This is a genomic window from Pseudomonas sp. GW821-FHT05D12 (genome assembly GCF_059419825.1).
Map to the genome: position 1 here is coordinate 275889 of NZ_JBWKSN010000009.1, position 17474 is coordinate 293362.

12 protein-coding genes are annotated in these 17474 nt (G+C 61.7%); 7 read left to right on the forward strand and 5 right to left on the reverse strand.

Annotation, left to right across the window (positions count from 1 at the left end):
* Positions 1 to 47: 47 nt before the first annotated feature.
* The 4 genes from xdhA (at position 48) to guaD (ending at position 6181) form a co-directional block, all read left to right on the forward strand.
* A complete protein-coding gene (gene xdhA / locus AC07SI_RS18910; protein WP_495006259.1) occupies positions 48 to 1496 on the forward strand; it encodes a xanthine dehydrogenase small subunit in 1449 nt (482 codons plus the stop codon).
* Positions 1489 to 3888, forward strand: a complete 2400-nt coding sequence (gene xdhB / locus AC07SI_RS18915; protein ID WP_065909552.1) for a xanthine dehydrogenase molybdopterin binding subunit — start codon at positions 1489 to 1491, stop codon at positions 3886 to 3888. The genes xdhA and xdhB overlap by 8 nt, the downstream gene beginning before the upstream one ends.
* Positions 3889 to 4011: 123 nt before the next feature.
* The gene (gene xdhC / locus AC07SI_RS18920; RefSeq protein WP_065909550.1) at positions 4012 to 4869 is read left to right on the forward strand and encodes a xanthine dehydrogenase accessory protein XdhC; all 858 of its coding nucleotides are present in this window, start codon (positions 4012 to 4014) and stop codon (positions 4867 to 4869) included.
* 7 nt (positions 4870 to 4876) lie between these two features.
* Positions 4877 to 6181: a guanine deaminase gene (guaD, locus tag AC07SI_RS18925; protein ID WP_495006260.1), complete on the forward strand. Its 1305-nt coding sequence runs from the start codon at positions 4877 to 4879 to the stop codon at positions 6179 to 6181.
* A gap of 138 nt (positions 6182 to 6319) precedes the next feature.
* Here guaD and AC07SI_RS18930 read toward each other — a convergent pair whose 3' ends face one another.
* Positions 6320 to 7084, reverse strand: a complete 765-nt coding sequence (locus tag AC07SI_RS18930; protein WP_017477154.1) for a GntR family transcriptional regulator — start codon at positions 7082 to 7084, stop codon at positions 6320 to 6322.
* Positions 7085 to 7309: 225 nt separating this feature from the next.
* Between AC07SI_RS18930 and AC07SI_RS18935 the strand changes: the two genes are divergently transcribed.
* A complete protein-coding gene (locus AC07SI_RS18935; protein ID WP_106802952.1) occupies positions 7310 to 8500 on the forward strand; it encodes a benzoate/H(+) symporter BenE family transporter in 1191 nt (396 codons plus the stop codon).
* Positions 8501 to 8555: 55 nt separating this feature from the next.
* Here AC07SI_RS18935 and AC07SI_RS18940 read toward each other — a convergent pair whose 3' ends face one another.
* A complete protein-coding gene (locus AC07SI_RS18940) occupies positions 8556 to 8900 on the reverse strand; it encodes a YggL family protein (RefSeq protein ID WP_065909546.1) in 345 nt (114 codons plus the stop codon).
* A gap of 238 nt (positions 8901 to 9138) precedes the next feature.
* On the opposite strand from AC07SI_RS18940, the gene dacB reads away from it, so the two are divergent.
* Positions 9139 to 10599 (forward strand): D-alanyl-D-alanine carboxypeptidase/D-alanyl-D-alanine endopeptidase, encoded by a 1461-nt coding sequence (gene dacB / locus AC07SI_RS18945; RefSeq protein ID WP_106802950.1) that lies wholly within the window; start codon positions 9139 to 9141, stop codon positions 10597 to 10599.
* 37 nt (positions 10600 to 10636) lie between these two features.
* Here the strand turns inward: dacB and AC07SI_RS18950 are convergent, their stop codons facing one another.
* Both AC07SI_RS18950 and rlmKL read right to left on the reverse strand, forming a co-directional pair.
* Entirely contained in the window at positions 10637 to 13075 is a 2439-nt protein-coding gene (locus AC07SI_RS18950; RefSeq protein WP_495006261.1) for a sensor domain-containing diguanylate cyclase, read from the reverse strand.
* A gap of 139 nt (positions 13076 to 13214) precedes the next feature.
* Positions 13215 to 15479: a bifunctional 23S rRNA (guanine(2069)-N(7))-methyltransferase RlmK/23S rRNA (guanine(2445)-N(2))-methyltransferase RlmL gene (gene rlmKL / locus AC07SI_RS18955; protein WP_282397490.1), complete on the reverse strand. Its 2265-nt coding sequence runs from the start codon at positions 15477 to 15479 to the stop codon at positions 13215 to 13217.
* A gap of 542 nt (positions 15480 to 16021) precedes the next feature.
* Between rlmKL and rmf the strand changes: the two genes are divergently transcribed.
* A complete protein-coding gene (gene rmf, locus AC07SI_RS18960) occupies positions 16022 to 16237 on the forward strand; it encodes a ribosome modulation factor (protein ID WP_002553055.1) in 216 nt (71 codons plus the stop codon).
* A gap of 184 nt (positions 16238 to 16421) precedes the next feature.
* Here rmf and AC07SI_RS18965 read toward each other — a convergent pair whose 3' ends face one another.
* The gene (locus AC07SI_RS18965) at positions 16422 to 17474 is read right to left on the reverse strand and encodes a quinone-dependent dihydroorotate dehydrogenase (RefSeq protein ID WP_495006262.1); all 1053 of its coding nucleotides are present in this window, start codon (positions 17472 to 17474) and stop codon (positions 16422 to 16424) included.

Here is a 17474-nt window from a genome sequence, read left to right on the forward strand (position 1 = left end):
TTCGGCGCAAAGCGGTTAACAACAATAATGAGTCTGCGAGGCCTTCCGTGATCCAGTTTTTACTTAACCAGGAACTCCGTAGCGAGCACGCCCTGGACCCCAACCTGACCGTGCTCAACTACCTGCGTGAGCACCTGGGCAAATCCGGCACCAAGGAAGGCTGCGCCAGCGGCGACTGCGGTGCGTGCACGGTGGTGGTCGGCGAGTTGCACCGCGATGCCCAGGGTGCCGAGCAGATTCGCTATCGCAGCCTCAACTCGTGCCTGACCTTTGTCTCGTCCCTGCACGGCAAACAACTGATCAGCGTCGAAGACCTCAAGCATCAAGGCCAACTGCACAGCGTGCAAAAAGCCATGGTGGAGTGCCACGGTTCGCAATGCGGCTTTTGCACCCCGGGCTTTGTGATGTCGCTGTTCGCGCTGCAAAAAAACAGCGACGCGCCCGACAGCCAGAAAGCCCATGAAGCGCTGGCCGGCAATCTGTGCCGCTGCACCGGCTATCGGCCGATTCTGGCCGCCGCCGAACAGGCCTGCTGCAACAAGCCGGTGGACCAGTTCGACAGCCGCCAGGCCGAGACCATCGCCCGCCTCAAAGCCATCGCGCCGACGCAGACCGGCGAACTCAACAGTGGCGACAAACGCTGCCTGGTGCCCCTGACCGTCGCCGACCTGGCCGACCTCTACGACGCCTACCCGCAAGCCCGCCTGCTGGCCGGCGGCACCGACCTGGCCCTGGAAGTCACGCAGTTCCACCGCACGCTGCCGGTGATGATCTACGTTGGCAACATCGAAGAGATGAAGCGCATCGAAGACTTCGACGATCGCCTGGAAATCGGCGCCGCCACCGCCCTCTCCGACTGCTACAACGCGCTGCACCACGAATACCCGGATTTCGGCGACCTGCTGCACCGCTTCGCCTCGTTGCAGATCCGCAACCAGGGCACCCTCGGCGGCAATATCGGCAACGCCTCGCCGATTGGTGATTCGCCGCCGCTGCTGATCGCGCTGGGCGCGCAGATCGTGTTGTGCAAAGGCGATGTGCGCCGCACGCTGGCGCTGGAAGATTATTTCATCGACTACCGCGTCACCGCCCGCCAGGACAGTGAGTTCATCGAGAAAATCATCGTGCCCAAGGGCCACGCACTGTTTCGCGCGTACAAGGTGTCCAAGCGCCTGGACGATGATATTTCCGCCGTCTGCGCCGCCTTCAATCTGAAGATCGACAACGGCGTGATCAGCCAAGCACGTGCCGCCTTCGGGGGCATGGCCGCCACGCCCAAACGCGCGAAAAGCTGCGAAGCCGCGTTGGTCGGCGCGACCTGGAATGCCGCCACGGTGGAGAAAGCCTGCGCCGCCCTGGCCGAGGATTTCACCCCGCTGTCGGACTTTCGCGCCAGCAAGGAATACCGCCTGCTCAGCGCCCAGAACCTGTTGCGCAAATACTTCATCGAACTGCAAACGCCGCATATCGAGACTCGGGTGACCGCTTATGTCTAACCATCACGTCGTGGTCAAAACCCAGGCCGAACTCGCCGAGCTGTTTGCCCAGGACCTCACCTCCGGGGTCGGCCGCAGCGTCAAGCATGACAGCGCCGCCAAGCACGTCAGCGGTGAAGCGCAGTACATCGATGACCGCCTGGAATTCCCCAACCAGTTGCACCTGTATGCACGCATGTCCGACCGCGCCCACGCCCGCATCGTCAGCATCGATACAGCGCCCTGCTACGCCTTCGACGGCGTGCGCATAGTCATCACCCATGAAGACGTGCCCGGCCTGAAGGACATCGGCCCGCTGATGCCCGGCGACCCGTTGCTGGCTATCGACACCGTGCAGTTCGTCGGCCAGGTGGTACTCGCCGTGGCCGCGCGTGACCTGGAGACCGCCCGCCAGGCGGCGATGGCGGCGGTGATCGAATACGAGGACCTCGAACCGGTGCTGGACGTGGTCGAAGCCTTTCGCAAAAAACATTTCGTGCTCGACAGCCACACCCACCAGCGCGGTGATTCGACGGGCGCCCTGGCGACCGCCAAAAACCGCATCCAGGGCACCCTGCATATCGGCGGCCAGGAACACTTCTACCTGGAAACCCAGATCTCCTCGGTGATGCCCACCGAAGACGGCGGCATGATCGTCTACTGCTCCACGCAGAACCCCACCGAAGTACAGAAACTGGTGGCCGAAGTGCTCGACGTGTCGATGAACAAAATCGTCGTCGACATGCGCCGCATGGGTGGCGGTTTCGGCGGCAAGGAAACCCAGGCCGCCAGCCCGGCATGCCTGTGTGCCGTAGTCGCGCGCCTCACCGGCCAGCCGACCAAGATGCGCCTGCCGCGCGTCGAAGACATGCTGATGACCGGCAAGCGCCACCCGTTCTATATCGAATACGACGTGGGCTTCGACGACAGCGGACGCCTGCACGGGATCAACCTGGAACTGGCAGGTAACTGCGGTTGCTCGCCGGACCTGTCGAACTCGATCGTCGACCGCGCGATGTTCCACGCCGACAACTCGTATTACCTGGGCGATGCCACGGTCAACGGCCATCGCTGCAAGACCAACACCGCGTCCAACACCGCCTATCGCGGTTTCGGCGGTCCGCAAGGGATGGTCGCCATCGAGGAAGTGATGGACGCCATCGCCCGTCACCTGGCGCTGGACCCGCTGGCCGTGCGCAAGGCCAACTACTACGGCAAGACCGAGCGCAACGTCACGCATTACTACCAGACCGTCGAGCACAACATGCTCGAAGAGATGACCGCCGAGCTTGAGGCCAGCAGCCAATACGCCGAGCGCCGCGAAGCGATTCGCCTGTACAACGCCCACAGCCCGATCCTGAAAAAAGGCCTGGCGCTGACCCCGGTCAAGTTCGGTATTTCGTTTACCGCAAGCTTCCTCAACCAGGCCGGTGCGTTGATCCATATCTACACCGACGGCAGCATCCACCTCAACCACGGCGGCACCGAAATGGGCCAGGGCTTGAACACCAAGGTCGCGCAAGTGGTGGCCGAAGTGTTCCAGGTCGAAATCGACCGTGTGCAGATCACCGCCACCAACACCGACAAAGTGCCCAACACCTCGCCGACCGCCGCCTCCAGCGGTGCCGACCTGAACGGCAAGGCCGCGCAGAACGCCGCCGAAACCATCAAGCAACGCCTGGTGGAATTCGCCGCGCGCAAGTACGACGTGAGCGAAGCGGACGTGGAATTCCACAACGGCCATGTGCGCGTGCGTGACCAGATCCTGACCTTTGAGGCGCTGATCCAACAGGCGTATTTCGCCCAGGTGTCGCTGTCGAGCACCGGTTTCTACAAGACCCCGAAAATCTTCTACGACCGCAGCCAGGCGCGCGGTCGGCCGTTCTACTACTTCGCGTTCGGCGCGGCGTGCTGCGAAGTGATCGTCGACACCCTGACTGGCGAGTACAAGATGCTGCGCACCGACATCCTCCACGACGTGGGCGCCTCGCTGAACCCGGCCATCGACATCGGCCAGGTCGAAGGCGGCTTTATCCAGGGCATGGGCTGGCTGACCATGGAGGAGCTGGTGTGGAACAACAAGGGCAAGCTGATGACCAACGGCCCGGCCAGCTACAAGATCCCGGCCGTCGCCGACATGCCGCTGGACCTGCGCGTGAAGCTGGTGGAAAACCGCAAGAACCCGGAAGACACGGTGTTCCATTCCAAGGCCGTGGGCGAGCCGCCGTTCATGCTCGGGATTGCTTCGTGGTGTGCGATCAAGGACGCCGTGGCGAGCCTGGGTGACTATCGCCATCAGCCGCAGATCGATGCGCCGGCGACGCCGGAGCGCGTGTTGTGGGGGTGTGAGCAAATGCGCCAACTGACTGCTGCAAAAGCTGTGGAAACGCAAACCGAGCTGGCTTCGCTTTAGACCCAGGCGCTGCCATCGCGGGCAAGCCCGGCTCCCACATGTTGATGTGTGAACCCAAGCAAATGTGGGAGCTGGCTTGCCCGCGATAGCGGTCGGACTGACAACAGAGATGTTGAGGTAATCATGAACTACTGGATCAGCGCCCTCGCCGACCTGCAGAACCGCGGTGAACCCTGCGTACTGGTGACCATCATCGAAGAGCTCGGCTCCACGCCGCGCAATGCCGGCTCGAAGATGGTCATCAGCGCCGCGCAGACCTTCGACACCATCGGCGGCGGCCACCTGGAATACAAGGCGATGCAGATCGCCCGCGACATGCTCGTACGTGGCCAGCAGAACACCCATCTGGAACGCTTCAGTCTGGGTGCAAGCCTCGGCCAGTGCTGCGGTGGCGTGACCGTGCTGCTGTTCGAACCCATGGGCCAGGTGCAGGCGCAGATCGCCGTGTTCGGCGCCGGCCATGTCGGCCGCGCGCTGGTGCCCCTGCTGGCGAGCCTGCCGTGCCGGGTGCGCTGGATCGACTCCCGTGACCAGGAGTTTCCGGAACATATCCCCGAAGGCGTGCGTAAAATCGTCAGCGAAGAGCCGGTCGACGAAATTGCCGACCTGCCGGTGGGCAGTTACTGCATCGTCATGACCCACAATCACGCGCTGGACCTGGAACTGACCGCCGCCCTGCTCAAGCGCAATGACTTCACCTACTTCGGCCTGATCGGTTCGAAGACCAAACGCGTCAAGTTCGAACACCGCCTGCGTGATCGCGGTTTTGATACCGCGCAACTGCAGCGTATGCATTGCCCGATGGGCCTCACCGAGGTGAAGGGTAAATTGCCAGTGGAGATCGCGATCTCCATCGCCGGCGAGATCATCGCCACCTATAACGCCAATTTCGGCCAGCACACTGCGAGCGCCGAACCGATTGCCAAACTGCTGCCGGCCTCGCGCCGCAGCCAAGCTTTGACTTCTTTTGCCAAGAATTGAGATGACCATGCCTTTGACTCGCAAAGCCTACCGTGCCGCCATTCTGCACAGCCTCGCCGACCCCGCTATCGTTGGGATCGAAGCCTCCTACGAGTATTTCGAGGATGGCCTGCTGGTGATTGAGAACGGCCGGATCAGTGCAGTTGGCCATGCCAACGACGTGCTGCCGACATTGCCCGCCGATATCGAAATCACCCATTACCAGGACGCGCTGATCACCCCGGGCCTGATCGACACCCATATCCACCTGCCGCAGACCGGCATGGTCGGCGCCTATGGCGAGCAATTGCTCGACTGGCTCAACACCTACACGTTCCCGTGCGAAAGCCAGTTCGCCGACAAGGCCCACGCCGAAGAAGTCGCGGATATTTTTATCAAGGAATTGCTGCGCAACGGCACCACCACCGCGCTGGTGTTCGGCAGTGTGCACCCGCAGTCAGTGAATGCGTTTTTCGAAGCCGCCGAGAAACTCGACCTGCGCATGATCGCCGGCAAGGTGATGATGGACCGCAACGCCCCGGACTACCTGACCGACACCGCCGAGTCCGGTTACCAGGAAAGCAAGGCGCTGATCGAGCGCTGGCATGGCAAGGGCCGTTTGCACTACGCAGTGACGCCACGTTTCGCACCGACCAGTACACCGCAACAGCTGACCCTCGCAGGGCAGTTGCTGAGCGAATACTCGGACCTCTACATGCAGACTCACATCAGTGAGAACAAGCAGGAAATCGAGTGGGTGAAGGCGCTGTTCCCGGAGCGCAACGGCTACCTGGATGTGTACGACCATTACAAGTTGCTCGGCGAGCGCTCGGTGTTTGCCCACGGCGTGCACTTGTGTGACGACGAGTGTGCGCGGCTGGCGGAGACGGGCTCGGCGGTCGCGTTCTGCCCGACCTCGAACCTCTTCCTCGGCAGTGGCCTGTTCAACCTGCCGATGGCGGAGAAGCACAACCTGAATGTGGGCCTGGGCACGGACGTGGGCGGCGGCACCAGCTTCTCGCTGCTGCAGACCTTGAACGAAGCGTACAAGGTCATGCAGTTGCAGGGCGCACGCTTGAGCCCGTTCAAGTCGCTGTACCTGGCCACGTTGGGTGGCGCGAAGGCACTGCGCCTGGAAGACAAGATCGGCACGTTGCAGCCCGGCACCGATGCGGATTTCCTGGTGCTGGATTACAACGCCACACCACTGCTGAGCTATCGCCTGAAGCAGGCCCAGAACATTGCCGAGACGTTGTTTGTGCTGATGACGCTGGGGGATGATCGGACGGTGTTGCAGACGTATGCGGCTGGCCAGCTCGTGCATCAACGCTGATCCTGACCACACCACAAAACAAATGTGGGAGCGGGCTTGCTCGCGAAGGCGGAGTGTCAGTCCCTGGATAGGCTGACTGTTCCACCGCTTTCGCGAGCAAGCCCGCTCCCACATTTTGTTAGTGGTGAGCTTGGCACATCAGAGCTTGACCGAAGAGCGCCCTGGCTTCTTGGTCTGCAACAAATGCGAAAACACCGCATGCAAATCATCCGACGCGCTTTCCTCATCGAGGTTGAGCTTGCTGTCGATATGGTCCATGTGGTGCATCATCAAATTCACTGCCAACCCTGCATCGCGCGCTTCGATCGCGTCGATCAACTGCGTGTGCTCATCGTAGGAACAGTGCGAGCGGTTGCCGCTTTCGTACTGGGCGATGATCAACGAGGTCTGGGACACCAGGCTGCGCTGGAAGCTGATCAGTGGCGCATTCTTCGCCGCTTCGGCCAGCTTGAGGTGGAACTCGCCGGAGAGGCGGATGCCGGCACCGCGATCGCCACGAGAGAAGCTGTCGCGCTCGTCATTGACCATCTGACGCAGCTCGGCCAATTGTTCGGCCGTGGCGTGCTGCACTGCCAGCTCGGTAATCGCTCGCTCCACCAGGCGCCGGGCCAGGAACACCTGGCGCGCTTCTTCGACACTGGGGCTGGCCACCACCGCACCCCGATTGGGCCGCAGCAACACCACGCCTTCATGGGCCAGGCGCGAGAGTGCACGGCGAATGATGGTGCGGCTGACGCCGAAGATTTCGCCCAGTGCCTCTTCACTCAACTTGGTTCCGGGCGCCAGGCGTTGTTCGAGGATCGCTTCGAAGATATGCGCGTAGACGATATCGTCCTGGGTTCCGCTGCGACCGGCCTTGCCGGCTCGCGGTTGTTTCTTGAGAGGTTGCAACTGTTCGTTCATGGGCACTCGGGTTTGGAGAACGGCGGCGAATTAAGGGTAATACGGCAACAGCGGGTCGCTGGCAAGTATCACCTAAAAACAGGGCACATTGTACACAACCCAAAGCGCCAACACACTGTACGGCTGTTTGCGGTCACGGCTGTATTGCAATGAAACATTACGTTTGAGTTTAGGCTTGAAACCGTGCCGTTACCGGCAAAACCCAGGTAAAAGGATCACCTTTCCATGAACGACGCCACCCAAGCGCCTTTGCGCCCGCTGGCCGACACTTCTGCGTCGGCCGTCGTCGCCGGCTTCATCGCCATGATGACCGGCTACACCAGCTCCCTGGTCCTGATGTTCCAGGCCGGCCAGGCCGCCGGCTTGACCACAGCGCAGATTTCTTCGTGGATATGGGCGATTTCCATTGGCATGGCGGTGTGCAGCATCGGCTTGTCGCTGCGCTATCGCACACCGATCACCATCGCCTGGTCCACCCCCGGCGCCGCGTTGCTGATCACCAGCCTGGGCGGCGTGAGTTATGGCGAAGCCATCGGTGCCTACATCACCTGCGCGGTGCTGGTGACGCTCTGCGGGCTGACGGGCAGCTTCGAAAAGCTCGTCAAGCGCATCCCGGCGTCACTCGCAGCGGCCCTGCTCGCCGGCATCCTGTTCAAGATCGGCAGCGAGATCTTCGTCGCCGCGCAGCACCGCACCGGCCTGGTATTGGGGATGTTTTTCACGTACCTGATCATCAAGCGCCTATCGCCACGCTATGCGGTGCTGGCCGCGCTGGTGATCGGCAGCGTGCTTTCCGGCTTGATGGGACTCCTGGATTTCAGCGGCTTTCATCTCGAAGTGGCAACGCCGGTATGGACCACGCCGCACTTCTCGTTGGCGGCGACGATCAGTATCGGCATCCCGCTGTTCGTGGTGGCGATGACCTCGCAGAACATGCCCGGCGTCGCCGTGTTGCGCGCCGATGGCTACAACGTGCCGGCCTCGCCGCTGATCACCGCAACCGGCCTGGCCTCGCTGGTGCTGGCACCGTTCGGTTCCCATGGCATCAACCTGGCGGCGATCAGCGCGGCGATCTGCACCGGGCCGCATGCACACGAAGACCGCAACAAGCGCTATACGGCGGCGGTTTGGTGTGGTGTGTTCTACGGGATTGCCGGGGTATTCGGCGCGACGCTGGCGGCGTTGTTTGCAGCCTTGCCCAAGGAGCTGGTGCTGTCGATTGCGGCCCTGGCGCTGTTTGGCTCGATCATCAACGGCTTGAGCATCGCCATGAATGAGCCGAAGGAACGCGAAGCGGCGCTGATCACCTTTATGGTCACTGCGTCGGGGCTGACGTTGTTTTCGATCGGTTCGGCGTTCTGGGGGATTGTCGCGGGGGTGTTGACGCTGCTGATCCTGAATTGGCGCAAGGCCTGATTGCTAAACGCCAGGAACAAAAAAGCGACCCCGCAGGGTCGCTTTTTTCATGACATCAGACCGCCGGGTTGATCGGCTTTTCTGGATGCCAGGCGTCCAACAGCGCGCTTACTTCAACGCGAGTCAGCTCTGGGCGGGCCTTGAGCCACGCTTCAACGATTGCACGTTGCTCTTCGGTGACCGAACCACGAGTGGCTTTGCACACCAGACCGAAGTCATCGCCGCCGACGTAGTCCAGGCCATTGCCATCCATCGCTTCGGTCAGGAATGCTTCGAGGAACGCGTCAACCGCTTCATCATCCAAACCTTCTTTGAAATCCAGGTTCAGTTCGAAACCCAGCTCTTGAAATTCATCAACGCACAGTTTTTTGCGCAGACGCCGGGAACGGTTAGTCGCCATTGGAACAATCCTCATAAGTAATAACGGGCGGCACTTTAGCAGTTTAAGGTGACGATTGCCCGACTCTCTGGGACAGGCGGCAAATTGCCGGTGAAAAAAACGCCGATTACCAGCTATCGTTCAGCTACAACTGGATCCACCTTGGGGCATAATGCCGACACTTTCATGACCATTGAGGGATTTTTCTTATTTACCCCTCGCCTTTTTCACCCTCCTCAGCAGTAGGGTTTTATTTCTTATGATCAAATCGTTGCGTTCAGTAGTGCTTGCCGGTTTTCTTCTGCCACTGGCCTTTTCCACCTCCGCTGCCCCGACCACCAATACCCTGCCCCCGAATGTCCAGCAGGCACTCGCCAAGGCCAAGCTGCAAAATACCGCACTGTCCCTGGTGATGATCCCCCTGAACGGCCCGGGCACCCCCACGGTCTTCAACGCCGATGTCTCGGTGAACCCGGCCTCCACCATGAAGCTGGTCACCACCTACGCGGCCCTGGAAATGCTCGGTCCCAACCATCAATGGAAGACCGAGTTCTACACCGACGGCACCCTCAGCGGTGGCGTGCTGCACGGCAACCTGTACCTCAAGGGCGGTGGCGACCCCAAGCTGAACATGGAAAAGCTCTGGCTGCTGATGCGCGACCTGCGCGCCAATGGCGTGCAGCAAGTCACCGGCGACCTGGTGCTGGACCGCAGCTTCTTCAACCAGCCGCAATTGCCCGAATTCAATGATGATGGCAACGACGAGAACAAGCCGTTCCTGGTCAAGCCCGACGCCCTGCTGGTCAACCTCAAGGCCCTGCGCTTCGTGACCCGCAACGATTCCGGCCGGGTACTGGTGTCGGTCGAGCCGCCGATTGCCAGCATCCGCATCGACAACCAGGTCAAGGTGTCCAACGCCAAGCAGTGCACCGGCGACGTGCGCTACAACCCGGTTACCGCGGCGGATGGCAGCGTGACGGTCACCGTCAGCGGCCAACTGGCCGACGGCTGCAGCTCGCAGACCTACCTGTCGCTGCTGGACCACGCGACCTACACCGCCGGCGCGGTGCGGGCGATCTGGCAGGAACTGGGCGGCACCATCCAGGGCCGTGATATCCAGGCACCGGTGCCCAAGGATGCCAAGGTCCTCGCCCGTGCGTTTTCGCCGGACCTGGCGGAGATCATCCGCGACATCAACAAATACAGTAACAACACCATGGCCCAGCAGTTGTTCCTGAGCCTGGGCGCGCAGTTTCGCAACGACGCCGACGGCGACGATGCCAAGGCCGCGCAACGCGTCGTGCGCCAATGGCTGGCGAAGAAAGGCATCACCGCGCCGCACCTGGTGATGGAGAACGGTTCCGGCCTGTCACGGGCCGAACGCGTCAGCGCCCGCGAGATGGCCGCCATGCTGCAAGCCGCGTGGAAAAGCCCCTACGCCGCGGAGTACATCAGCTCGCTGCCGATTGCCGGCACCGACGGCACCATGCGTAAACGCTTGAAGACCACCGCCATGCGCGGCGAAGCCCACGTCAAGACCGGCACCCTGAACACCGTGCGGGCCATCGCCGGCTTCAGCCGCGACAACAACGGCAACACCTGGGCAGTGGTGGCGATCCTCAACGATCCGAAACCATGGGGCGCTTCGTCGGTGCTGGATCAAGTACTGCTGGACCTGTATCGCCAGCCGAAACTGGCGGCGCCCGCACCAGTGCTCTAGACCGTGCAACAAGCGCGCTTGCCCGCGATCGGCACTATCAGTCGCTGTACCCGGTGGCTGATAGACCGCTGTCGCGGGCAAGCCCGCTGCCACACGTCTCGACTCGATCCCTGCCGGCCTGCTTGGCCACATACACCGCCGAGTCGGCACGCAACAGCAGCCCATCGATACCTTCATCGACCCGCCAACTGGCCACGCCAAAACTGGCGGTAACGATGCCCACCGGCGCCATCGGCGCATTGCGCAGCGATTGCCACAACTCCAGCGCCAGGCTGTAAGCCTGCTCGCCCTGGGTGTTGGGGCACAGCACCATGAACTCCTCGCCCCCCAGGCGGCAGAACACATCGCTGCGGCGCAGGCGCTGGCTGATGCGTTTGCACAACTCCTGCAACACCCCGTCGCCCACCGCATGCCCGTGCTGATCGTTGATGCGCTTGAAGTGGTCGACATCGAGCATGATCACCGACAACGCCCCTGAAGCGCGGTTGAGCCTGACCATCTCGGCCTTGAGGCGATCCTGGAAGTAGCGTCGGTTGTGAATCCCGGTAAGGGAATCGGTGATGGACAGCGCGCGCAGTTCCTCTTCTACACGCTTGAGATCGGAAATATCCGACACGTAGCCATGCCACAGCGTACCGCCGCTGGGTAATTCTTCTGGCGTGGCTTCGCCACGAATCCAGCGCAGGCCGCGTTGTGGCAACAGCACCCGGTACTCTTCGCGCCAATGGCTCAACTGCAACGCCGACAAGCGAATCGAGGTGCGCACGCGCTCCGCATCCAGCGGATGGATCCGCTCGAAGACCTTCGTCGCATCCTGCTGCAACACGCCAGGCTCGATTTCATAGATGTCGCGCATGCCGTCGCTGGCGTAGATGAATTTCCAATTGTCCTGCGGCTCCAGGGTGAACTGGAAGATGCCGCCGGGCACATGCGCGCTGAGCTTCTTGAGCAGCCGGTCGCGCGCAGCGAGTGCCTCGTAGGCGCGCTTCTGCTCGGTCACGTCGAGGTAAATGGCCAGGTGGCCGATCCACAGGCCATGGTCATCCAGCAGCACGGTGGCCAACATGTTCACGGTCAATGGGCTGCCGTCCTCGCGCAGCAATGTCCACTCGCGGGCTTCGTGCAGGTTGTCGGGGCTTTCCACCAGCATCGCCTGGCTCGCCGGGATGCGCTTGCCCAACATCACGCTCAAACTGCTGGCGCGCGCTTCCAGTTCCGAGGCCAGGTGCAGGCTTTCGAGGGTGTGCGTGCCCATGACCTGGTCGGCCTTGAACCCCAGCATCTGCTCGGCCCCGGCGTTAAAGGTGTTGATCACACCGCGCAGGTCGGTGGCGATGATCGCAACCTGGGTGGCGGCATTCAGCACGCTGCGCAATTGACCGTGGGCCCCGCGCAGCTCCTGCTCGCGCTGGCGCAACTGCACGGTACGTTGCTCCACCAGTTTCAACGCGCGCTGGCGCTGGCTCACCAGTACATAGAGCAGGCTGCTGAGCAGCAGGCTGAGCAAGCCGCCCATGCTCAGGATCGTGGTCAGTGAAGAATGGTTGGCCTGGTCGAACACCTGGCTCGGGCGCAGGCTCAAGGCGTACACGTGATCGCCCAGGGTCAGGCGGCGCGCGCCGATGAGGTCGCTGTCGCCCACGGCATTCTCGGACTCGAAAAGCACGCGCTTTTGCACATCGGAGGTATCGACAATCTGCATCACCAGATTGTCGCGGTCCGGCTTGGGCAACCCATCGGCGACCAACTGGCGCATGCTGATCACCGCCATCACGTAGCCGTAGGGCTCATTCTGCGACTGCCCGGAAGTCGCCGGGGTGCTGACCGGCGCCACCAGCAATACCCCGGTTGAGTAGCCCGGTTCTACACCGACCAACTGCATCGGTTGCGACACTGCCAGCTTGCCACTCGATTGCGCACGCTCAAGCGCCGAGCGCCGCAGCGGTTGGGCCAGCAGGTCAAAACCCAACGGTGCGCCCAACAGGCTTTGGGTCTGGCTGTAGAGCACCGGCACGTATTCGTCGCGCTCGGGCGCCGGGGCCAACTCGCCGGCCGAATTCAACTCACGGATAACAAACGGGGTACCGCGCAGGCGCGACACCTCTTGTTCAAATTGCCGGCGCTGCTTGCGAAATACCCGCGGCGCCCACGAATAGGCACGGGCGCGCAACAACAAGGGCTGGGCGAAACCGTCGAACTCATCGCGGGACACATCATCGGAATTGACGAAGAACCGCCGCAGGCTGTTCAGGCGCTGTTCCTGGTCTTCGAAGCGCTCCTGCAGACGGGTATACCGTTCGTTGACCAGCAACTGAAAGCGCTGGCGCACCTGTTGCTGATAGAGATCGGAAGCCGCCCAGGCGACGATTGCGGTCAGCGCGAACCCTGCCAATAACACCACCAACGCCACCAGCCAAGCCGATGCCTGCTCACTGATAAAGCCTAGGATTTTCGGGCGGACGGCGTTCAACGGCATAGGCAACACTCACAACGCCAGTGTGCGGGGGTGTCACTTTGGCTAGGCGTTAAGTTATAGCTACGGGACCGGTATTTGACCAGCATAAAAAAGCCGCAAGTCCCGAATATTCAAGGCTTGCGGCTTTTTGGTGCAACCATCAGCGAGCGGTGATTTTCCACGCCCGATGGATCTTCGCATTACGCGCAAAATCCGGGTCGATGGTCTTGTCGCTGATTTCCTCGACCGCGTAGCGTTCGCTGAGGTTTTCCTCGAGCTGGAACTTGCGGAAGTTGTTCGAGAAGTACAGCACGCCACCCGGTGCCAGGCGGGCCATGGCCAGGTCGAGCAACTGCACGTGGTCACGCTGCACGTCGAAGATGCCTTCCATGCGCTTGGAGTTGGAGAAGGTCGGCGGGTCGATGAAGATCAGGTCGAACTCATCGCGGCTGGCCTCCAGCCACGCCATCACATCACCCTGCTCCAGGCGGTTCTTGTCGGAGAAACCGTTGAGCGAGAAATTGCGACGAGCCCAATCCAGGTAGGTCTTGGACAGGTCGACGCTGGTGGTGCTGCGCGCGCCGCCCTTGGCGGCGTGCACACTGGCGGTGGCGGTGTAGCAGTACAGATTGAGGAAGCGCTTGCCGGCCGCTTCCTTCTGGATGCGCATGCGCATCGGGCGGTGGTCGAGGAACAGGCCGGTGTCCAGGTAGTCGGTGAGGTTGACCAGCAGCTTCACGCCGCCTTCGCTGACCTCGGTGAACTTGCCCTGGGCGCTTTGGCGCTCGTACTGCTTGGTGCCGCTCTGACGCTCGCGACGCTTGACCACCACGCGGCTCTTGTCGATGTTCAGCGCCTGGGGAATCGCGGCCAGGGCATCGAACATGCGCGCCGAGGCTTTTTCCGGGTCGATGGACTTCGGCGCGGCGTATTCCTGCACGTGCACCCAATCGTGGTACAGGTCGATGGCCATCGAGTATTCCGGCATGTCGGCGTCGTACACCCGATAGCAATCCACGCCTTCACGCTTGGCCCACTTGCCCAGCAGCTTGAGGTTTTTCTGCAGGCGGTTGGCGAACATCTGCCCGCCTTCGCTCAGGCGCGCCTGCTCGACCACGGGGGCCGGGGCCGGCTTGATCGGGTTACCGTTCTTGTTGTACTGGCGCTCTTGCGGCTCGGCCGGGGCCTGGTCGTAGGCGGCTTGCTCACGCTCGGCCTGGCGCTGTTCCGGGGTACGGCGCTCGCCAGTGACGAACTGATCCGGATTGACTTTGATCAGCAGCAATTTGCACGGCAAGGCGCCGTTCCAGAACGAGTACTGCTTGTGGCTGCGGATGCCCATGCGCTTGCCGAGGTCCGGCGCGCCGGTGAACACTGCCGCCTCCCACCCCATGCACGCCTGGCGCAGACGCTCGCCGAGGTTCTGGTAGAGGTACAGCAGGCTGGCTTCGTCACCCAGGCGCTCGCCGTACGGCGGGTTGCAGATCACCAGGCCTTTCTGGTGCTGGTCCGGACGCGGCTCGAAGGTGCCGACTTCGCCCTGGTACACCTTGATCCAGTGGCTGAGACCGGCGCGCTCGATGTTGTTGCGCGCAGGCTGGATCAGGCGTGGGTCGGCTTCATAGCCACGCACCCACAACGGCGGCTTGTTCATGCCGATGGCCGCACGTTCGGCAGCTTCGGCGTGCAGTTTTTTCCACAGCGCCGGAACGTGACCGAGCCAGGTGGTGAAACCCCACAGCTCGCGGTTCAGGTTGGGCGCCATGTCGGCGGCGATCATTGCGCCTTCCACCAGGAAGGTACCCACGCCGCACATCGGGTCCGTCAACGCGCCGCCTTCGGCAGCAATACGCGGCCAGCCTGCACGGATCAGGATCGCAGCGGCCAGGTTTTCCTTCAACGGCGCGGCGCCCTGCTGCAGGCGATAGCCGCGCTGGTGCAAGCTGTGGCCGGAGAGGTCGAGGGACAGGATGGCTTCGCCACGGTCCAGGCGCAGGTGGATGCGCAGGTCCGGGTTGATCTTGTCGATGGACGGACGCTCGCCGGTCGGGGTGCGCAGCTTGTCGACGATCGCATCCTTGACCTTGAGGGCGCCGAAGTGCGTGTTGTCGATGCCCGAGCCGTGACCGCTGAACTCCACGGCCAGGGTGCCGTCCGGGACCATGTGGTCGGCCCATTCGATATCCAGCACGCCGTGGTAGAGGTCTTCGGCGTCCTTCATCGGGAAGCGCTTGAGCACCAGCAGCACGCGGTTAGCGAGGCGCGACCAGAGGCACAGGCGGTAGGCGGTTTCCATGTCGGCCATGCCGCGCACGGCCGAGGTGTGCTCGCGGGCTTCCTCAAGGCCAAGCCCGACGGCTTCCTCGATCAGCAGGCCTTCGAGGCCCTTGGGGCAAGTGAGGAAGAGTTCAAAACGGTCCGACATGGGCATTCCAGGCTTTTCAGCAATAAATGAACGGGCGACGCATCGCCGGTTCGGTTTTCAATCAAGCACTTTTCTTGAAGAGTGCTCGCGTGGCACGAATGTGCCGTCCCACCCCGTCTGACGGGCGCTTGAGCCTTTATCGACGGGGCAGAGAGAAGTTTCCAAACAACAAAGCAGTAACAAAACGAAATATTCCGACCCTTCGTCGAATAATAACCGACTGCAACGAGCGGGCATTCTCACTAAAGGATTAAACCTGTCCTCTTTGCAGGGTGCATCATAGCTGGCTTTGCCGAATAAATGGGGCGAAAACCCAGCCCAGCTTATGGCTATAGCATCGTTATCGTTACGTGCTTATGACAAAACGATCATTGAATCCATGTGACCTATTGGTTAGAACTCAACACAGGTTGGCGCCGTAACGACGCCGACACATAGGCTCGCCACGCCGGCAGCGAGCCCACCAACGGCAGAAAAACTCTGCCCGGCCTCGGACGAGGCCGAAGGATATCTAGACAGTCAACAAGTGAGGGAAACACCCTATGAGAAGACTTAAGCGTGATCCGTTGGAAAGAGCATTTTTACGCGGATATCAATATGGCGTTCATGGCAAATCCCGTGAGCTTTGCCCATTTACTCTACCGTCGGTACGCCAAGCCTGGATCAACGGCTGGCGAGAAGGACGTGGCGACAACTGGGACGGTATGACTGGCACTGCGGGCATCCACAGACTCAACGAACTTCACGCCGTCGGCTAATCAAGGGCTTTTAATTCCGACATCACCACGAATACGCAACGACTTAACCACGCACGCCCTATCCAGGCGGCGGGCTTCGGCCCAGGGGGCTCCTTTTGAGGAGCCCTTTTTTATTCTCGCGAACAGGCTTGCCGCGTGTTGGGTTGCGCGGCAGGCCCGGACACCGGGCGCTGCATCTCTGGGCTTATTGGGGCTGCTGCGCAGCCCAACGCGAGGCAAGCCCGCTCGCCACAATGGCGTCCACCGACTCACGGATCAGCGCCGGGCCTTTATAGATGAAGCCCGAGTAGAGTTGCACCAGGCTTGCGCCGGCGGCGATTTTCTCGGCCGCGTGTTTGCCTTCGGTGATACCGCCTACCGCGATGATCGGCAGCCGCCCTGCCAGCTCGGCAGCCAGCACCTTGACGATGTGCGTGCTCTTGTCACGCACCGGCGCGCCCGACAAGCCGCCCGCCTCATCCCCATGGGCCAGGCCTTCGACACCGACACGGCTCAAGGTGGTGTTGGTCGCGATTACCGCGTCCATGCCTGAATCAACCAGGGCCTGGGCCACCAGCACGGTTTCTTCATCGCTCATGTCCGGGGCAATCTTGATTGCCAACGGCACGCGCTTGCCATGACGCACGGCCAGGTCTTCCTGGCGCTGACGCAGGGCTTCGAGCAGTTGCTTGAGCGAGTCACCAAACTGCAGGCTGCGCAGGCCCGGGGTGTTTGGCGAGCTGACGTTGACGGTGACATAGCTGGCGTGGGCGTAGACCTTGTCCAGGCAGATCAGGTAATCATCGACCGCGCGTTCTACCGGGGTATCGAAGTTCTTGCCGATATTGATCCCCAGGATGCCCTTGTACTTCGCCGCTTGAACTCGCGACAGCAGATGATCGACACCGAGGTTGTTGAAGCCCATGCGGTTGATGATTGCCTCGGCTTCCGGCAGGCGGAAAATTCGGGGCTTGGGGTTACCTGGCTGAGGCCGTGGGGTCACAGTGCCGATTTCGACAAAGCCGAAACCCAACTGCGCAAAGCCATCGATGGCGGCGCCGTTCTTGTCCAGGCCAGCAGCCAAGCCGACCGGATTGGGGAACTCCAGGCCCATCACCGAGACCGGCATTTTCGCCGGAGCCTTGCATACCAGGCCATTGAGCCCCAGACGCCCACCGGCACCGATCAAGTCCAGCGACAGATCGTGGGAGGTTTCCGGGGAGAGTTTGAACAACAGCTGGCGGGCCAGGGTATACAT

Bases quoted from the DNA above. Each gene is read 5' to 3' on its own strand.
- rlmKL (WP_282397490.1), bottom strand. From the start codon at position 15,479: ATGTCGGACCGTTTTGAACTCTTCCTCACTTGCCCCAAGGGCCTCGAA.
- xdhC (WP_065909550.1), top strand. From the start codon at position 4,012: ATGAACTACTGGATCAGCGCCCTCGCCGACCTGCAGAACCGCGGTGAA.
- guaD (WP_495006260.1), top strand. From the start codon at position 4,877: ATGCCTTTGACTCGCAAAGCCTACCGTGCCGCCATTCTGCACAGCCTC.
- xdhB (WP_065909552.1), top strand. From the start codon at position 1,489: ATGTCTAACCATCACGTCGTGGTCAAAACCCAGGCCGAACTCGCCGAG.
- AC07SI_RS18940 (WP_065909546.1), bottom strand. From the start codon at position 8,900: ATGGCGACTAACCGTTCCCGGCGTCTGCGCAAAAAACTGTGCGTTGAT.
- AC07SI_RS18950 (WP_495006261.1), bottom strand. From the start codon at position 13,075: ATGCCGTTGAACGCCGTCCGCCCGAAAATCCTAGGCTTTATCAGTGAG.
- AC07SI_RS18935 (WP_106802952.1), top strand. From the start codon at position 7,310: ATGAACGACGCCACCCAAGCGCCTTTGCGCCCGCTGGCCGACACTTCT.
- AC07SI_RS18930 (WP_017477154.1), bottom strand. From the start codon at position 7,084: ATGAACGAACAGTTGCAACCTCTCAAGAAACAACCGCGAGCCGGCAAG.
- rmf (WP_002553055.1), top strand. From the start codon at position 16,022: ATGAGAAGACTTAAGCGTGATCCGTTGGAAAGAGCATTTTTACGCGGA.
- dacB (WP_106802950.1), top strand. From the start codon at position 9,139: ATGATCAAATCGTTGCGTTCAGTAGTGCTTGCCGGTTTTCTTCTGCCA.
- AC07SI_RS18965 (WP_495006262.1), bottom strand. From the start codon at position 17,474: ATGTATACCCTGGCCCGCCAGCTGTTGTTCAAACTCTCCCCGGAAACC.